This window comes from Pseudomonas sp. GW456-12-1-14-TSB6 (genome assembly GCF_059424205.1).
The window spans coordinates 19,095-34,574 of sequence record NZ_JBWKZE010000033.1; the positions used below are offsets into that span (position 1 = coordinate 19,095).

Below are 15,480 nucleotides of genomic sequence, written 5' to 3' on the forward strand. Positions count from 1 at the left end.
TGCCGTGCCGACATGTGTCGGACTGGCGAAAGGACTGTTCCAGAGTGGCCGGCAGCTGCAAATCACACTTTAGAGGGATCAAGCAGTACCACCTGCTGGCTATAGTCCGCTCAAGGATTTTTAAGAACGGGGCACACGCACAAACGGGGCGATGCAACATTGAAGCGATTTCGGGAAGCCTCTGGCACCCGGTCCTTCAGGCGTTTTTAAAAGTACTCACTGCCATAACAATAATGCACATGGAGTAGCGTCGATGACCTCAGTAAACCAGTTCTGGCGCCGGGCAAAGCTGCCTCTGGCCGTCAGTCTTGCTTCTTCGCTCGCCGGGCCCGCATTCGGCGTCAGTTTCAACGTCGGTGAAATCGAAGGCCAGTTCGACTCCTCCCTGTCGATCGGTGCCAGCTGGTCCACCCAGAGCCCGAACAAGAACCTCATCGGCGTCAACAACGGCGGTCACGGTCTGTCCCAGACTTCCGACGACGGCCATGCCAATTTCAAGAGCGGCGAAACCTTCTCGAAGATCTTCAAGGGCATCCATGACCTCGAACTGAAATACGGCGACACCGGCGTGTTCGTCCGAGGCAAATACTGGTACGACTTCGAACTGAAGGACGAGAGCCGCGAGTTCAAGGACATCAGCGACAGCAACCGCAAGGAAGGCGCCAAGTCCGCCGGCGGTCAGATCCTCGACGCCTTCGTCTACCACAACTACGCGATTGCCGATCAGCCGGGCTCCGTGCGTCTGGGCAAACAGGTGGTGAGCTGGGGTGAAAGTACCTTCATCGGCGGCGGCATCAACTCGATCAACCCGATCGACGTTTCCGCTTTCCGTCGTCCGGGCGCCGAGATCAAGGAAGGCCTGATCCCGGTCAACATGTTCTACGTGTCCCAGAGCCTGACCGACAACCTGTCGGCAGAAGCCTTCTATCAGCTGGAGTGGGACCAGACCGTCGTCGACAACTGCGGTACGTTCTTCTCCCAGCCGGACATCATTGCCGACGGTTGCACCGACAACCTGCGGGTGCTGAACAAGCGCTCGCAGATCCCGGCCATTGCCCTGGGGCCATTGGCGGCCAACGGCGTCAACGTCAATGAAGAAGGCGTGCTGGTGCCGCGCGGCGGCGATCGCGATGCGCGCGACAGCGGCCAGTGGGGCGCGTCCCTCAAGTACATGTTCGAACCGCTGGACACCGAATTCGGTGCCTATTTCATGAACTACCACAGCCGGGCGCCGATCTTCAGTGCCACCGGTGCGCCGCAGTCGGTGTACAACACCGTAGCCGCATTGCCAGGCCCGTTTCAGGCGCTCGGGCCACTGTTGGTCGCGGGCAACTCGAAGTACTTCGTCGAATACCCTGAAGACATCCGCCTCTACGGTCTGAGCTTCTCCACCACCTTGCCTACCGGTACGGCGTGGAGCGGTGAGATCAGCTATCGCCCGAATGCACCGGTGCAACTGAACTCCACCGACATCCTGTTCGCCGGTGTGCGTCCACTGGGTGGCCCTTACGCCAACGCATCGCTGCTCAATGGCGTGCCGGGTCAGGATCTGCATGGCTACGAGCGCAAGGAAATCACTCAACTGCAAACCACCTTCACGCACTTCTTCGATCAGGTCATGGGCGCCAGCCGTCTGACCCTCGTGGGTGAAGTGGGCATGACTTATGTGGGCGGCCTCGAAAGCCGATCCGACAAGCGCTATGGCCGCGATCCGGTCTATGGCCCGGGCGAGCTGCCAGCCACCGGTACCACCAATACCTGCGTCAACATCCTCAACAACGGCACCATCAACGGCGCCGGACCAGGTTCGCCGCAGAACAACCGCAGCCGCAATTGCGACAACGACGGTTTCACCACGTCGATGTCCTGGGGCTACCGCGGCCGTGCGATCTGGGAATACAACGATGTCTTCGCCGGTGTGAACCTCAAGCCGAACGTGGCCTGGTCCCACGACGTCAGCGGCTACTCGCCAGGCCCTGGCGGCAACTTCGAGGAAGGTCGCAAGGCCGTCAGTCTGGGCGTCGATGCCGAGTATCAGAACACCTACACCGCGAGCCTGGCGTACACCAACTTCTTCGACGGCAAGTACACCACCGTGGATGACCGCGATTTCGTGGCGCTCAGCCTCGGCGTGAACTTCTAAGCACTGCATTTCAGGACGAACGAATTTATGAAAATAACAAAGAGTCTGTTCCACGCCGGTGTTCTGAGCCTGTCGCTGCTGGCGACCGGCGTCATGGCGGCGGTGCCTGCCGCCGAAGCGGACAAGCTGGGCAAGAGCCTGACCCCGATGGGCGCCGAAATGGCCGGTAACGCCGACGGTTCGATCCCGGCCTGGAAACCGATGCCGAAGAATGCCGGCACCGTCGACAGCAAAGGCTTCCTGTCCGATCCGTACGCCAGTGAGAAACCGCTGTTCACCATCACCAAGCAGAACGTCGATCAGTACAAGGCCAAGCTCGCGCCGGGCCAGTACGCGATGTTCCAGCGCTATCCCGACACCTTCAAGATGCCGGTCTATCCGTCCCATCGCGGTGCCACCGTGCCGGATGCCGTGTTCGCAGCCATCAAGAAGAACGCCACCACCACGACCCTGGTGTCGGGCGGCAACGGCCTGGAAAACTTCGATACCGCCGTGCCATTCCCGATTCCGAAAACCGGTGTGGAAGTCATCTGGAACCACATCACCCGCTATCGCGGCGGCAGCGTGACGCGTCTGGTGACCCAGGCCACGCCGCAACCGAACGGCTCGTTCAGTCTGGTGTACTTCCAGGATCAGTTCGTGTTCCGCGACAAGATGAAGGATTACGATCCGGCGAACCCGGGCAACATCCTGTTCTACTTCAAGCAGAAAGTGACCGCGCCGGCACGTCTGGCCGGTGGCGTGCTGCTGGTGCACGAAACCCTCGACCAGGTGAAGGAACCGCGTTCGGCGTGGGTCTACAACGCCGGTCAGCGTCGTGTGCGTCGCGCACCGCAAGTGTCGTATGACGGCCCGGGTACTGCGGCGGATGGCCTGCGTACTTCCGACAACCTGGACATGTTCAACGGCGCACCGGATCGCTACGACTGGAAACTGGTGGGCAAGCAGGAGATGTACATCGCCTCCGACAGCTACAAGCTCGACGATCCGAAACTCAAGTACACCGACATCATCAAGGCCGGGCACATCAATCAGGATCTGGCGCGTTATGAACTGCGTCGCGTCTGGCACGTGACCGCGACGCTGAAGGAAGGTCAGCGCCACATCTACGCCAAGCGCGACTTCTTCATTGACGAGGACACCTGGCAAGCGGCCGTGATCGATCACTACGATGGTCGCAACCAACTGTGGCGCGTGGCGGAAGCCCACTCCCAGAACTACTACAACGTGCAGGTGCCTTGGTACACCCTGGAAACCCTTTACGACCTGCAGTCCGGCCGCTACCTGGCGCTGGGCATGAAGAACGAAGAGAAGTCGGCGTATGACTTCGGCTTCACCGCCACCACCAGTGACTTCACTCCGGCCGCCCTGCGTCAGGATGGTGTTCGCTAAGCTCCTGTAAACCGAGGCCGCATCCTCGTGAAAACGCCCCGACTGGTTCGGGGCGTTTTTTTTGCTATCAGTTTTTCCGTAGCCTTTTTGTAGCCATTTGTAGCAACGACCTTCATAACCGCTCCGTTTAAGGCTAGTCTGCGGGCATCTGCTACGCCGCCAACAGCCATACGAACAAGAGCCGGCCATGACTGATCTGTCCCCACTTCCGGGTCCCGCAAGCGTTGCCGTCGCGGCACTGGACGGACGTTTCTTCCGTCCTCCGCTGCCCGATGGGTACGTATTGCGACCACGACTTTGCGAGCGCCTGCAAGCCGGGCTCGGTGGACGTCTGTTGCTGGTCAGCGCCCCGGCCGGGTTTGGCAAAAGCTCGCTGGCCGTGGAGTTCTGTCAGAGTCTGCCGGCGCACTGGCAAAGTTTGTGGCTGGGGCTGAGCGCCCGCGACAGTGACCCGGGACGCTTCCTCGAACGCTTGCTCGAGGGCCTGCAGGACTACTTTCCCGAACTCGGCAGCCGCGCACTCGGTTTGTTGAAAATGCGCCAGCGTCACCAGCCGTTCGCCTTCGAAGAATGGCTCGACGGCTTGCTCGATGAGCTGGCACTGCACCTGCTACCGACCTCGCCGCTGCTGCTGGTACTCGACGATTACCACCTCGCCCAAGGGCCGGTCCTCGATCGTTGCTTGCAATTTTTCCTCAACCATTTGCCCGATGGTCTGCTGGTCATGGTCACCAGCCGTCAGCGCCCGGACTGGCATCTGGCCCGTCTGCGCCTGTCCCGGCAGTTGCTGGAACTGCACGAGCAGGATCTGCGCCTGACCCACGACGAAGCCCTCACGTTACTCGATCGCCACAGCCGCTCCTTGCGCGGCGAAGCCCTGGAAAACCTGATCCAGCGCAGTGAGGGCTGGGTGGCGGGGTTGCGTTTCTGGTTGCTGGCGATTTCTGAAGCAGGTACCGAATCGGCGTTGCCGCAGGCTTTGAACGGCGGGGAAGGGCTGATCCGTGAATACCTGCTGGAGGAAGTCATCGACTGCCTGCCCGCCGAGGTGCAGGCGTTTCTTTATGACACCGCACCGCAGGAGCGCTTTTGCAGCGAGCTTTGCGATGCTGTGCGCGAAGCCCACGACAGTGCCGAAATCCTGCGTTTCCTGCTGGCGCATCAGGTGTTTCTGGTGCCGCTGGACGAGCACGGTCATTGGTATCGCTATCACCATCTGTTTTCCGATCTGTTGCGCAGTCGGCCGATCACCCGGGCGATAGTCCCGGCCGCCACGCTGCACTTGCGCGCGTGCCGCTGGTTCAATGCCCAGGGCCTGCTGGATGAAGCGGTGGAGCAGGCCCTGCGCGCGGGGCATCTGGATGTCGCAGCCAATCTGGTACAGAACCTGTCCGAGGAACAACTGCTGGCCGAGCAGAACGTCGGCATGCTGCTGCGCTGGAAAATGGACTTGCCTGACAGCCTGCTGATCAGCACCCCGCGCCTGATCGTGTTGTACAGCTGGGCGTTGGGGCTGGCCTGTCAACTCGACGCGGCCGAAGAACTTGCCAGTCACCTGAGCCGGTTTCTGCCGGCGCCATCGGCAACCGCCCAGAAGTCGATGCTCGCCCAATGGCTGGCGCTCAAAGGCATCATCGCCCGTGGACGGGGCCATCGCGAGCAGACCATCGAGTATTGCAGCGAGGCACTGGAAAGCCTGCCGGCCAAGCGTTACGGTCAGCGCCTGATGTGTCTGTCGACCCTGTCCAATCTTGCGATTGCCGATGGTGATCTGTGGCGTGCACGGGGCTTGAACCGTGAGTCGCTTGAACTGGCGCAGCGCGTCGGCAATCCCTTGTTCGAGGCGCTGGCGCACTATGATCGTGCCCGCGTCCTGCAGGCGCGCGGCGAAATCCTGCGCGCGCTCGATGAAGTGCACCAAGGGCTGGAGCGCCTGCGCGGATTGTCCGCACAGCGTTTGTACGCCGTGCGTGCGCGACTGACGCTGTATGAGGGTTTTCTGCTGGCCATGCGGCTGCAGCCGCAGGCGGCAAGGACGCGATTGCAGGCGGGTCTGACTGAAGCAAGGGCCTGTCGTGACATCAGCGTGCTGATCGGCCATTGCGTGATCGCCCGTCTGGACGGAAACAATGGAGATTTCGCCAAGGCCTTCGCCGAGCTGGCTGAGGCCGAACGTCTTATGCATATCTGGGACGTGCCGCCAATCTACTACCTGGCGATGATCACCCTGGTCAAATGCGAACTGTGGCTGGCCCAAGGGCGCATCGATCTGGCCGAAGCGTGGCTGGCGCGACTGGGCCAGACCTACACCGGTGAACGCGCGGCGGCACCGCCGGAATTTCATCCACAGCTGCCGCTGCACGTCGAACTGCAACAGGCGTTGCTGGACGTCATACAGGGGCAACCGATGCTCGCCGAAGGGCGATTGAACGTGCTGCTGGAGAACGGCCAGCAAACCGGACGGCAACTGCTCAGCGTGATGGCACTGACGCAAAAAGTGGCGTTGCTGCTGGCAGCCGGACGCGAGCCTGAAGCGCGCAAGGCGTTGAGTCAGGCACTGGAAGCTGCGTCCGGGGGCGTCCTGCAGCCTTTCGATGTGCTGGTCAAAGAGCATGCTGACTGGTTGCGCGGGCAACTGTCACTGACTGCACCGACAGCTGCCGGTCAGCAATTGCTGGAACATTTCCCCCAAGCGCCGGCTCGCCCTGCAGCGGAATCCACGACGACCGAATCGCTCAGCAGCCGTGAGCTCGCCGTCCTGAGGTTGATCGCGCAGGGCTGTTCGAACCAGGAAATCAGCGATCAGCTTTTCATCTCGCTGCACACCGTAAAAACCCATGCCAGTCACATCAACAGCAAGCTGGGTGTGGAACGGCGTACGCAGGCGGTGGCGCGGGCGAAAGAGCTGGGGGTGTTGAACTGAATCTGCTGTTTTGCGCTGTGTCGGCATCCTGCGAGCCAACAACGTAAAATGGCGGAAATCGGCCTCTGCGCGTTGTCTTCAATTTCTGTTCAGGATCCCCCATGACCGCTGCAAATCCCGCGCTCATCCGCGAAACCTTCCCCGTCGGCCCGCTCCAGTGCAACTGCACGATCATCGGCGACCCAGTTACCAAAAAAGCCATCGTCGTCGACCCGGGCGGCAACCCTGACCTGATCATGGCCCGGCTCGATGCTCTGGGCCTGAAAGTGGTCAGCATCATCCACACCCACGCGCACCTCGATCACTTCCTGGCGTCCGGGCAAATGAAAGAAAAGACCGGCGCGACCTTGCACCTGCACAAAGAGGATCAGTTCCTGTGGGACAACCTCGAGATGCAATGCCAGATGTTCGGCGTGCCCTACACCCCGGTGCCGTCACCGGATCGCTGGTTGAGCGACGACGAGGAGCTGGCCTGCGGCTGTGGCGTGGCGCTGCACACACCGGGGCATACGCCAGGTTCCATGAGCTTCTGGTTTTCCGAGGCTAAGCTGTTGATAGCCGGCGACACGTTGTTTCGTCGCGGAGTAGGGCGCACGGATTTGTGGGGCGGCGATCAGGCGACCATCGTGCGATCGATCAAGCAGCGGCTGTATACCCTGGATGAAGACGCGACCGTTGTGGCCGGGCATGGTCCGGATACGCGTCTGGGGGATGAAATGCGCGAGAACCCGTTTGTGCGTGCCTAAACATTTTGTCACGGGTGCCCAGTGGAATTTTTGTGCATTGTCATGATCCAACGCCCGCACGGGCCAGTTGCCAATGTCCGCTGCACCACAGAATGCAAAATGTAGGAGCACTCCATGTTCACCACGCGTCGTTTGATTATTGTCGCTACTGCCGTGGCCGTTTTGTCCGGCTGCGCCTCGCCCAACCCGTATGACAATCAGGGTCAGGCCGACGGTGGCTCCCAGGGCATGAGCAAAACCGCCAAATACGGTGGCCTCGGTGCTTTGGCCGGCGCGCTGGCCGGTGCCGCCATCGACCACAACAACCGCGGCAAGGGTGCGCTGATCGGCGCGGCTGTCGTCGGTGCATCGGCCGCCGGTTACGGCTACTACGCCGACCAGCAGGAGAAAAAACTGCGCGCCAGCATGGCCAATACCGGGGTTGAAGTGCAGCGTCAGGGCGACCAGATCAAGCTGATCATGCCGGGCAACATCACGTTCGCCACCGATTCGGCGAACATCGCTTCCAGCTTCTATCAGCCGCTGAACAACCTGGCCAACTCGCTCAAAGAGTTCAACCAGAACCAGATCGAAATCGTCGGCTACACCGACAGCACCGGCAGCCGTCAGCACAACATGGACCTGTCCCAGCGTCGTGCGCAGAGCGTGGCCACCTACCTGACTTCGCAAGGCGTCAGCGGTGCAAACCTGAGCGCCCGCGGTGCCGGCCCGGATAATCCGATTGCCAGCAATGGTGACGTCAACGGCCGGGCGCAGAACCGCCGCGTCGAGGTCAACCTCAAGGCGATCCCGGGCCAGCAGTACGGTGGTCAGCAACAACCGGGCACGGTTCAGCAGTACCCGTAACCGTCAGGTACAAAAAAGCCCCCGGATAAGTGATTGTCCGGGGGCTTTTTGTTGGCGCGAAGGCTGATTACTTCTTCAGGCCGTAATGCTCATCAAGCATGCCCGGCGAGTTCGGGGTCTTCGGCGCGTAGTCACGCGGCGGTTCCTGATCCCGTGGTGGCGTCAGGCGTTCCCGTGGAGCCTGTGCTGCTTCGGAATGCAGCGAGGCCAGCAGACGCTGACGAGTCTGCTCGTCCAGGGCCAGGCGGTTGGCGCCCTCGGCGAGGTGATCCTGCACTTCCTGATAGCTCTGGGTCAGTTTCTTGACCAGATTGGCGGTGCTGTTGAAGTGGGTTACCACTTCGTTCTGATAACTGTCGAAACGTTCCTGAATATCGTCCAGTTGACGCTGTGTGCGGCTTGGCGCGGCGTTCGGCGCAACGCGAGCGATCAGGAAACCAATGGCGACACCCACAACCAGGGCAAGAGTCGGTAACAACCAAACTAAGAGCGAGTGTTCCACGAGTCCTTCCTCTATAAACGGCTTTGCTTTACGTTAACGGCTCGAACCTGCGCTGTATACCGCGATTCACTCGCAATAGACTGGCACAGACAATTTGCTAGACGAGTCGACCCGATCCGAGGTCACGGAGTTCCTTCCTTGCTGATGCGTGAAACCCCTGTATTGATTGATGGCCCGGTGGGTCAACTTGAGAGCCTGTACCTCGACAACGAGCAGCCGCGCGGCATCGCGTTGATCTGCCATCCTAACCCGGTGCAGGGCGGCACCATGCTCAACAAGGTCGTCTCGACCCTGCAGCGCACAGCACGCGACGCCGGCCTGATCACCTTGCGTTTCAACTATCGCGGCGTCGGTGCCAGCGAAGGCTCCCATGACATGGGCACCGGTGAGGTCGATGACGCCCAGGCCGCTGCCGCCTGGTTGCTGGAAAAGCATCCGGATCTGCCGCTGACCCTGTTCGGTTTCTCCTTCGGCGGATTTGTTGCAGCAAGTCTCGGCGGCCGTCTCGAAGCCCAAGGCATTCAGCTCAAGCATCTGTTCATGGTCGCGCCGGCGGTGATGCGCCTGGGCGAGCAGGATCAACTGCCGCAGCAGGGCGAGTTGACCGTGATCCAGCCGGAAACCGACGAAGTGATCGATCCGCAGCTGGTCTACGACTGGTCTGACAAACTCCAGCGCCCCCATGAGCTGCTGAAAGTGGCAGAATGCGGACACTTTTTTCATGGCAAGCTGACCGATCTCAAGGATCTGATCCTGCCGCGTCTCTCGAATTGATTGCAGTCTGACAAGCGATTACCCATGACGAACCGTACCCGCATCCTCACCGGCATCACCACCACCGGCACCCCGCACCTGGGCAACTACGCCGGCGCCATCCGCCCGGCGATTCTCGCCAGCCGCGACAGTAATGCCGATTCGTTCTACTTCCTGGCTGACTATCACGCCCTGATCAAGTGCGATGACCCGCTGCGCATCCAGCGCTCGCGTCTGGAAATCGCCGCGACCTGGCTGGCCGGTGGCCTGGATGTGGATCGCGTGACGTTCTACCGTCAGTCCGACATCCCGGAAATCCCCGAGCTGACCTGGCTGCTGACCTGCGTCGCCGCCAAGGGCCTGCTCAACCGCGCCCATGCTTACAAGGCTTCGGTGGACAAGAATGTCGAGACCGGCGAAGACCCGGATGCCGGCATCACGATGGGTTTGTACAGCTATCCGGTACTGATGGCGGCGGACATTCTGATGTTCAACGCGCACAAGGTGCCGGTCGGTCGCGATCAGATCCAGCACGTGGAAATGGCCCGTGATATCGGCCAGCGTTTCAACCACCTGTTTGGCCAGGGCAAGGAATTCTTCACCATGCCTGAAGCGCTGATCGAGGAAAGCGTGGCCACGTTGCCGGGCCTGGACGGTCGCAAGATGTCCAAGAGCTACGACAACACCATCCCGCTGTTCACCAGCGCCAAGGACATGAAGGACGCGATTTCACGGATCGTTACCGACTCCCGTGCGCCAGGCGAAGCGAAAGATCCGGACAACTCGCACCTGTTCACCCTGTTCCAGGCGTTCGCCACACCGGCGCAGGCTGACGAGTTCCGCAGCGAGCTGCTGGGCGGTCTGGGTTGGGGCGAGGCGAAGAACCGTCTGTTCCAGTTGCTCGACAACGAGCTGGGCGAATCCCGCGAGCGTTATCACCAGTTGATCGAACGTCCGGCAGATCTGGAAGACATCCTGCAACACGGCGCCAAAAAGGCCCGTGCGGTGGCGACGCCGTTCCTCAACGAGCTGCGCGAAGCGGTCGGCCTGCGCTCCTTCGTCAATCAGGTTCAGGTGGCCGCGACCACCAAGAAGAAAGCCGCGAAAGCCGCACGTTTCGTCAGCTTCCGTGAAGACGACGGCAGCTTCCGTTTCCGTCTGCTGGCGGCTGACGGCGAGCAACTGCTGTTGTCGCGCAACTTCGCCGACGGTAAAACCGCCGGTCAGGTGACCAAGCAGCTGCAATCGGGTCAGGCGCTGGATGTACGTAGCGAAGACCTGGGCTTCAGCGTGTGGCTGGAAGGCGAGTGCGTCGGCGACAGCCCGGCGTTCGCCGACGTGGCTGCGCGGGATGCGGCTGTCGAGGCGTTGCGGATCGCTCTGACACCGGTTCAGGAATAATCAACGGGCCGGCCCGACCAAGGGCCGATTGCCATTCCCACGGGCCATCGCTACAGTGACGGCCCGTTTTTGTTGCCTTGCTAACGAATTATGACGCCCCTAGAACGATATCAAGCTGATCTGAAACGCCCGGACTTCTTCCATGATGCGGCGCAGGAAACTGCCGTGCGTCATCTGCAACGCCTGTACGACGATCTGATCGCGGCCGAGCAGAACAAGCCGGGTTTGCTGGGCAAGCTGTTTGGCAAGAAGGATCAGACGCCGGTCAAGGGCCTGTACTTCTGGGGCGGCGTGGGTCGCGGCAAGACTTACCTGGTGGACACCTTCTTCGAAGCGCTGCCATTCAAGGAAAAGACCCGTACTCACTTCCACCGCTTCATGAAGCGTGTGCACGAAGAGATGAAAACCCTCGGCGGCGAGAAAAACCCGCTGACCATCATCGCCAAGCGCTTCGCGACGGAATCGCGGGTCATCTGCTTCGATGAATTCTTCGTCTCCGACATCACCGACGCCATGATCCTCGGCACGCTGATGGAAGAGCTGTTCAAGAATGGCGTAACCCTGGTCGCCACCTCGAACATCGTGCCGGACGGCCTGTACAAGGACGGCCTGCAACGCGCGCGCTTCCTGCCGGCCATCGCGCTGATCAAGCAGAACACCGAGATCGTCAACGTCGACAGTGGCGTCGACTACCGTCTGCGCCATCTCGAACAAGCGGAACTGTTCCACTTCCCGCTCGACGAAGCTGCTCACGAAAGCCTGCGCAAGAGCTTCAAGGCACTGACCCCGGAATGTACGGCGGCAGTGGAAAACGATGTGCTGATCATCGAGAACCGCGAAATCCGTGCCCTGCGCACTTGCGACGACGTGGCCTGGTTCGACTTCCGCGAACTGTGCGACGGCCCGCGCAGCCAGAACGACTACATCGAGCTGGGCAAGATCTTCCACGCCGTGCTGCTCAGTGGCGTGGAGCAGATGAGCGTCACCACCGACGACATCGCCCGGCGCTTCATCAACATGGTCGACGAGTTCTACGACCGTAACGTCAAACTGATCATTTCTGCCGAAGTCGAGTTGAAAGACCTGTACACCGGCGGACGTCTGACGTTCGAATTCCAGCGTACCCTCAGCCGTCTGCTGGAGATGCAATCCCACGAATTCCTGTCCCGGGCACACAAGCCTTAAGCGGATTCGGCAAACAAAAAGGGCCTGCAGATGCAGGCCCTTTTTTGTGTCTGGTCGAGTCGTCAGGCAGCTTGCTGGAACTGCTGCCGGTACTGGTTCGGCGACAGTTCGGTGTGCTGGCGGAACAGTCGTGCGAAGAAGCTCGCATCGTCGTAGCCGACTTCGTAGCTGATGGTCTTGATGCTCTTGCGGCTGCCGGACAACAGCCCTTTGGCGGTCTCGATGCGCAGCCGTTGCAGGTAGTGCAGCGGCTTGTCGCCGGTGGCGGTCTGGAAGCGGCGCATGAAGTTGCGGATGCTCATGCCGTGCTCGCGAGCGACGTCTTCGAAGCGGAACTTGTCGGCGAAATGCTCTTCGAGCCAGTGCTGGATCTGCAGGATGATCACGTCCTGGTGCAGTTTCTGGCCGCCGAAACCAATGCGTCCCGGTGCATAACTGCGCTGCACTTCATAGAGAATGTCGCGCGCCACCGCTTGGGCCACATTGGCGCCGCAGAAGCGCTCGATCAGGTAAATGTAGAGATCGCAGGCCGAGGTGGTGCCGCCGGCGCAATACAGGTTGTCGGCGTCGGTCAGGTGCTTGTCCTGATTGAGATAGACCTGCGGGAAGCGCTCGGCGAAGGCATTGAAGAAGCGCCAGTAGGTGGTCGCTTCCTTGCCGTTGAGCAACCCGGCTTCGGCCAGCCAGAACACACCGGTGGCCTCGCCGCAGAGCACGGCGCCCCGGGCATGCTGCTCGCGCAGCCACGGCAGGATCTGGGGATAACGCTGGCACAGGGTATCGAAATCGTCCCAGAAGGCCGGAAGGATGATGACGTCGGCGTTTTCCAGGCCGCCGTCCACCGGCATGATCACGTCACTGAAGCTGTTCACTGGTTTGCCGTCGGGGCTGACCAGGCGGGTTTCGAACGCCGGAGTCAGGCCGTGGCCCAGTTGTTTGCCGTAACGCAGGCTGGCCAGGTGGAAGAAATCCTTGGCCTGCATGAGGGTGGAAGCGAAAACCCGGTCGATCGCCAGGATGCTGACGCGCCGCAAGGGCGTGGAGACTTGCTTGGACATAATTCAACTTTTGTTTTTATAAGGGAAAGTGGTCACCAGACGGCTGGATCGTCTTATTTTTTGTCGGATGTGTCCAGTGTCCTGTATCGGAAGCGAGGCTTAGTCTCTGAAGGTCTGATCCCTCAAACAATAAAGAAAAGGTGACGCATGATTCCCAGAACCTTGTTCAGCTCCGAGCACGAATTGTTCCGCGACAGCGTACGAACATTCCTCGAAAAAGAGGCCGTGCCGTTCCATGGGCAATGGGAAAAACAAGGCTACATCGACCGCAAACTGTGGAACAAGGCGGGGGAGGCGGGGATGCTCTGTTCGCACCTGCCGGAGGAATACGGCGGGTTGGGCGCAGATTTTCTTTACAGCGCGGTTGTCATCGAGGAAGTGGGGCGGCTGGGTCTGACCGGCATTGGCTTCTCACTGCATTCGGACATCGTTGCGCCGTACATCCTGCATTACGGCAGCGAGGCGCTGAAGCAGAAGTACCTGCCGAAACTGGTGTCCGGCGAGATGGTCACCGCGATCGCCATGACCGAGCCGGGCGCCGGCTCCGACCTGCAAGGGGTCAAGACCACGGCGGTGCTGGATGGTGACGAGTATGTGATCAACGGTTCGAAAACCTTTATCACCAATGGCTTCCTGGCGGATCTGGTGATCGTCGTCGCCAAGACCGATCCCAAGGCCGGCGCCAAGGGCACCAGCCTGTTTCTGGTGGAGGCGAACACCCCGGGCTTCGACAAGGGCAAGCGCCTGGAGAAGGTCGGAATGAAGGCTCAGGACACGTCGGAATTGTTCTTCCAGGACGTGCGCGTGCCGAAGGAAAACCTGCTGGGTCAGGCCGGTGCGGGGTTTGCCTATCTGATGCAGGAGCTGCCGCAGGAGCGTCTGACTGTGGCGATTGGCGGTCTGGCTTCAGCCGAGGCGGCGCTGCAATGGACGCTGGATTACACCCGCGAGCGCAAGGCGTTCGGCAAGTCGATTGCCGACTTCCAGAATACCCGCTTCAAACTGGCGGAAATGGCCACCGAGATTCAGATCGGCCGGGTGTTCGTCGACCGCTGTCTCGAATTACATCTGCAAGGCAAACTTGACGTGCCGACGGCGGCGATGGCGAAGTATTGGGGCACCGATCTGCAATGCAAGGTGCTCGACGAGTGCGTGCAACTGCATGGCGGTTACGGTTTCATGTGGGAATACCCGGTGGCCCGGGCCTGGGCGGATGCGCGGGTGCAGCGGATCTATGCCGGCACCAATGAAATCATGAAGGAGATCATTGCGCGGTCGCTGTAATGCAGTGTGATCGCTCCCACGCTGAGCGTGGGAGCGATCTTCGTCTTGGATCAAGGCGCCGGGTTCGGATGATCCTTGTGAATGGCTTCGATCCCTTCCAGCACTTCCTTCGACAGTTTCAGCTCGTAGCTGGCGATGTTGCTGTCCAGTTGCTCCAGCGTCGTCGCCCCGATGATGTTGCTGGTGACGAACGGTTGCTGGTTCACGAACGCCAGGGCCATTTGCGCCGGATCCAGACCGTGTTCCCGAGCCAGTGCCACATAACGGCTGCACGCCGCTTCCGATTGCGGGTTGAAATAGCGGCTGAAGCGGCTGTAGAGGCTCAGGCGGCCTTTCGGCGGACGCGCCCCACCTTCGTACTTGCCCGACAGGAAACCGAACGCCAGCGGCGAATAGGCGAGCAGGCCGCACTGTTCGCGGATGGCGATTTCCGCCAGGCCGATCTCGAAGCTGCGGTTGAGCAGGTTGTACGGGTTCTGGATCGACACTGCGCGCGGCCAGCCCCGGGCTTCGGCCAGAGCGAGAAAACGCATGGTGCCCCACGGCGTTTCATTGGACAGGCCGATGTGGCGGATCTTGCCGGCCTTCACCTGCTCATCGAGTGCTTCGAGGGTGTCTTCCAGCGGCGTCAGGTTGGCTTCGGTCTGGTGCTTGTAGCCCAGTTGTCCGAAAAAGTTGGTGCTGCGCTCCGGCCAGTGCAATTGATACAGATCGATGTAGTCGGTTTGCAGGCGCTGGAGGCTGGCGTTCACGGCTTCGGTGATGTGCTGGCGGTTGTGGCGCAGATTCTTGTCGCGGATGTAGTCGATGGTGTTGCCGGGGCCGGCGATCTTGCTGGCGAGGATCCAGTCGGCGCGGTCGCCGCGGCTCTTGAAGTAATTGCCGATGTAGCGCTCGGTGGTGGCGTAGGTTTCGGCTTTCGGTGGCACCGGGTACATCTCGGCGGTGTCGAGGAAATTGATCCCGGCCTCTTTTGCCCGTTCGATCTGGGCGAAGGCTTCAGCTTCAGTGTTCTGCTCGCCCCAGGTCATGGTTCCGAGGCAGATTGCACTCACGTTCAGGTCGGTACGGCCTAGCTGGCGATAGTCCATCGGGTGCTCCTTGGGCAAAACAAGCATAAAAGCAGGTTGAAATTTTTTTCGCAATCTGCATAATTGCCGACCTCTTTCTGCAGTGGAAGTGATGCCCCGCCGCCGAAGAATCTTGCCGTTGAACGGACGCGCCGACCCGAGCCCCCGAAAGCGTCT

General features: G+C 60.7%; 12 protein-coding genes. 9 read left to right on the forward strand and 3 right to left on the reverse strand.

Annotated features, from left to right (window positions below; genetic code table 11):
* Positions 1 to 253: 253 nt before the first annotated feature.
* From AC07Y2_RS24360 to AC07Y2_RS24380, 5 genes are all read left to right on the forward strand, one after another.
* Complete coding sequence (locus AC07Y2_RS24360; protein ID WP_039766283.1) at positions 254 to 2,143, forward strand: DUF1302 domain-containing protein; 1,890 nt, start codon at positions 254 to 256, stop codon at positions 2,141 to 2,143.
* Positions 2,144 to 2,170: 27 nt separating this feature from the next.
* Positions 2,171 to 3,535 carry a DUF1329 domain-containing protein gene (locus tag AC07Y2_RS24365; RefSeq protein WP_103387028.1) on the forward strand — a complete coding sequence of 455 codons (1,365 nt, stop codon included), beginning with the start codon at positions 2,171 to 2,173 and terminating at the stop codon, positions 3,533 to 3,535.
* 187 nt (positions 3,536 to 3,722) lie between these two features.
* The gene (locus AC07Y2_RS24370) at positions 3,723 to 6,458 is read left to right on the forward strand and encodes a winged helix-turn-helix domain-containing protein (protein WP_103387029.1); all 2,736 of its coding nucleotides are present in this window, start codon (positions 3,723 to 3,725) and stop codon (positions 6,456 to 6,458) included.
* 101 nt (positions 6,459 to 6,559) lie between these two features.
* Positions 6,560 to 7,204, forward strand: coding sequence for an MBL fold metallo-hydrolase (locus AC07Y2_RS24375; protein WP_074690994.1), 645 nt, complete (start codon positions 6,560 to 6,562; stop codon positions 7,202 to 7,204).
* Between the two features lie 114 nt (positions 7,205 to 7,318).
* Entirely contained in the window at positions 7,319 to 8,050 is a 732-nt protein-coding gene (locus AC07Y2_RS24380; protein ID WP_007956806.1) for a YiaD family glycine zipper/OmpA-like lipoprotein, read from the forward strand.
* 67 nt (positions 8,051 to 8,117) lie between these two features.
* On the opposite strand, the gene AC07Y2_RS24385 is transcribed toward AC07Y2_RS24380, so the two are convergent.
* Positions 8,118 to 8,552 carry a Z-ring associated ZapG family protein gene (locus tag AC07Y2_RS24385; RefSeq protein WP_039766275.1) on the reverse strand — a complete coding sequence of 145 codons (435 nt, stop codon included), beginning with the start codon at positions 8,550 to 8,552 and terminating at the stop codon, positions 8,118 to 8,120.
* A gap of 144 nt (positions 8,553 to 8,696) precedes the next feature.
* On the opposite strand from AC07Y2_RS24385, the gene AC07Y2_RS24390 reads away from it, so the two are divergent.
* From AC07Y2_RS24390 to zapE, 3 genes are all read left to right on the forward strand, one after another.
* Positions 8,697 to 9,326, forward strand: coding sequence for an alpha/beta hydrolase (locus AC07Y2_RS24390; protein WP_103387040.1), 630 nt, complete (start codon positions 8,697 to 8,699; stop codon positions 9,324 to 9,326).
* Positions 9,327 to 9,350: 24 nt separating this feature from the next.
* Positions 9,351 to 10,706, forward strand: a complete 1,356-nt coding sequence (locus tag AC07Y2_RS24395) for a tryptophan--tRNA ligase (RefSeq protein WP_074690995.1) — start codon at positions 9,351 to 9,353, stop codon at positions 10,704 to 10,706.
* Between the two features lie 90 nt (positions 10,707 to 10,796).
* Positions 10,797 to 11,891 (forward strand): cell division protein ZapE, encoded by a 1,095-nt coding sequence (zapE, locus tag AC07Y2_RS24400; RefSeq protein ID WP_039766273.1) that lies wholly within the window; start codon positions 10,797 to 10,799, stop codon positions 11,889 to 11,891.
* 62 nt (positions 11,892 to 11,953) lie between these two features.
* Here the strand turns inward: zapE and AC07Y2_RS24405 are convergent, their stop codons facing one another.
* On the reverse strand, positions 11,954 to 12,850 hold the full coding sequence (locus AC07Y2_RS24405; protein WP_170844884.1) for a GlxA family transcriptional regulator: 897 nt from the start codon (positions 12,848 to 12,850) through the stop codon (positions 11,954 to 11,956).
* 246 nt (positions 12,851 to 13,096) lie between these two features.
* Here AC07Y2_RS24405 and AC07Y2_RS24410 point away from each other — a divergent pair, with 246 nt between their 5' ends.
* Complete coding sequence (locus AC07Y2_RS24410; RefSeq protein WP_007956797.1) at positions 13,097 to 14,233, forward strand: acyl-CoA dehydrogenase family protein; 1,137 nt, start codon at positions 13,097 to 13,099, stop codon at positions 14,231 to 14,233.
* A gap of 50 nt (positions 14,234 to 14,283) precedes the next feature.
* Here AC07Y2_RS24410 and AC07Y2_RS24415 read toward each other — a convergent pair whose 3' ends face one another.
* Positions 14,284 to 15,324, reverse strand: coding sequence for an NADP(H)-dependent aldo-keto reductase (locus tag AC07Y2_RS24415; RefSeq protein ID WP_074690996.1), 1,041 nt, complete (start codon positions 15,322 to 15,324; stop codon positions 14,284 to 14,286).
* Between the last annotated feature and the right edge of the window lie 156 nt (positions 15,325 to 15,480).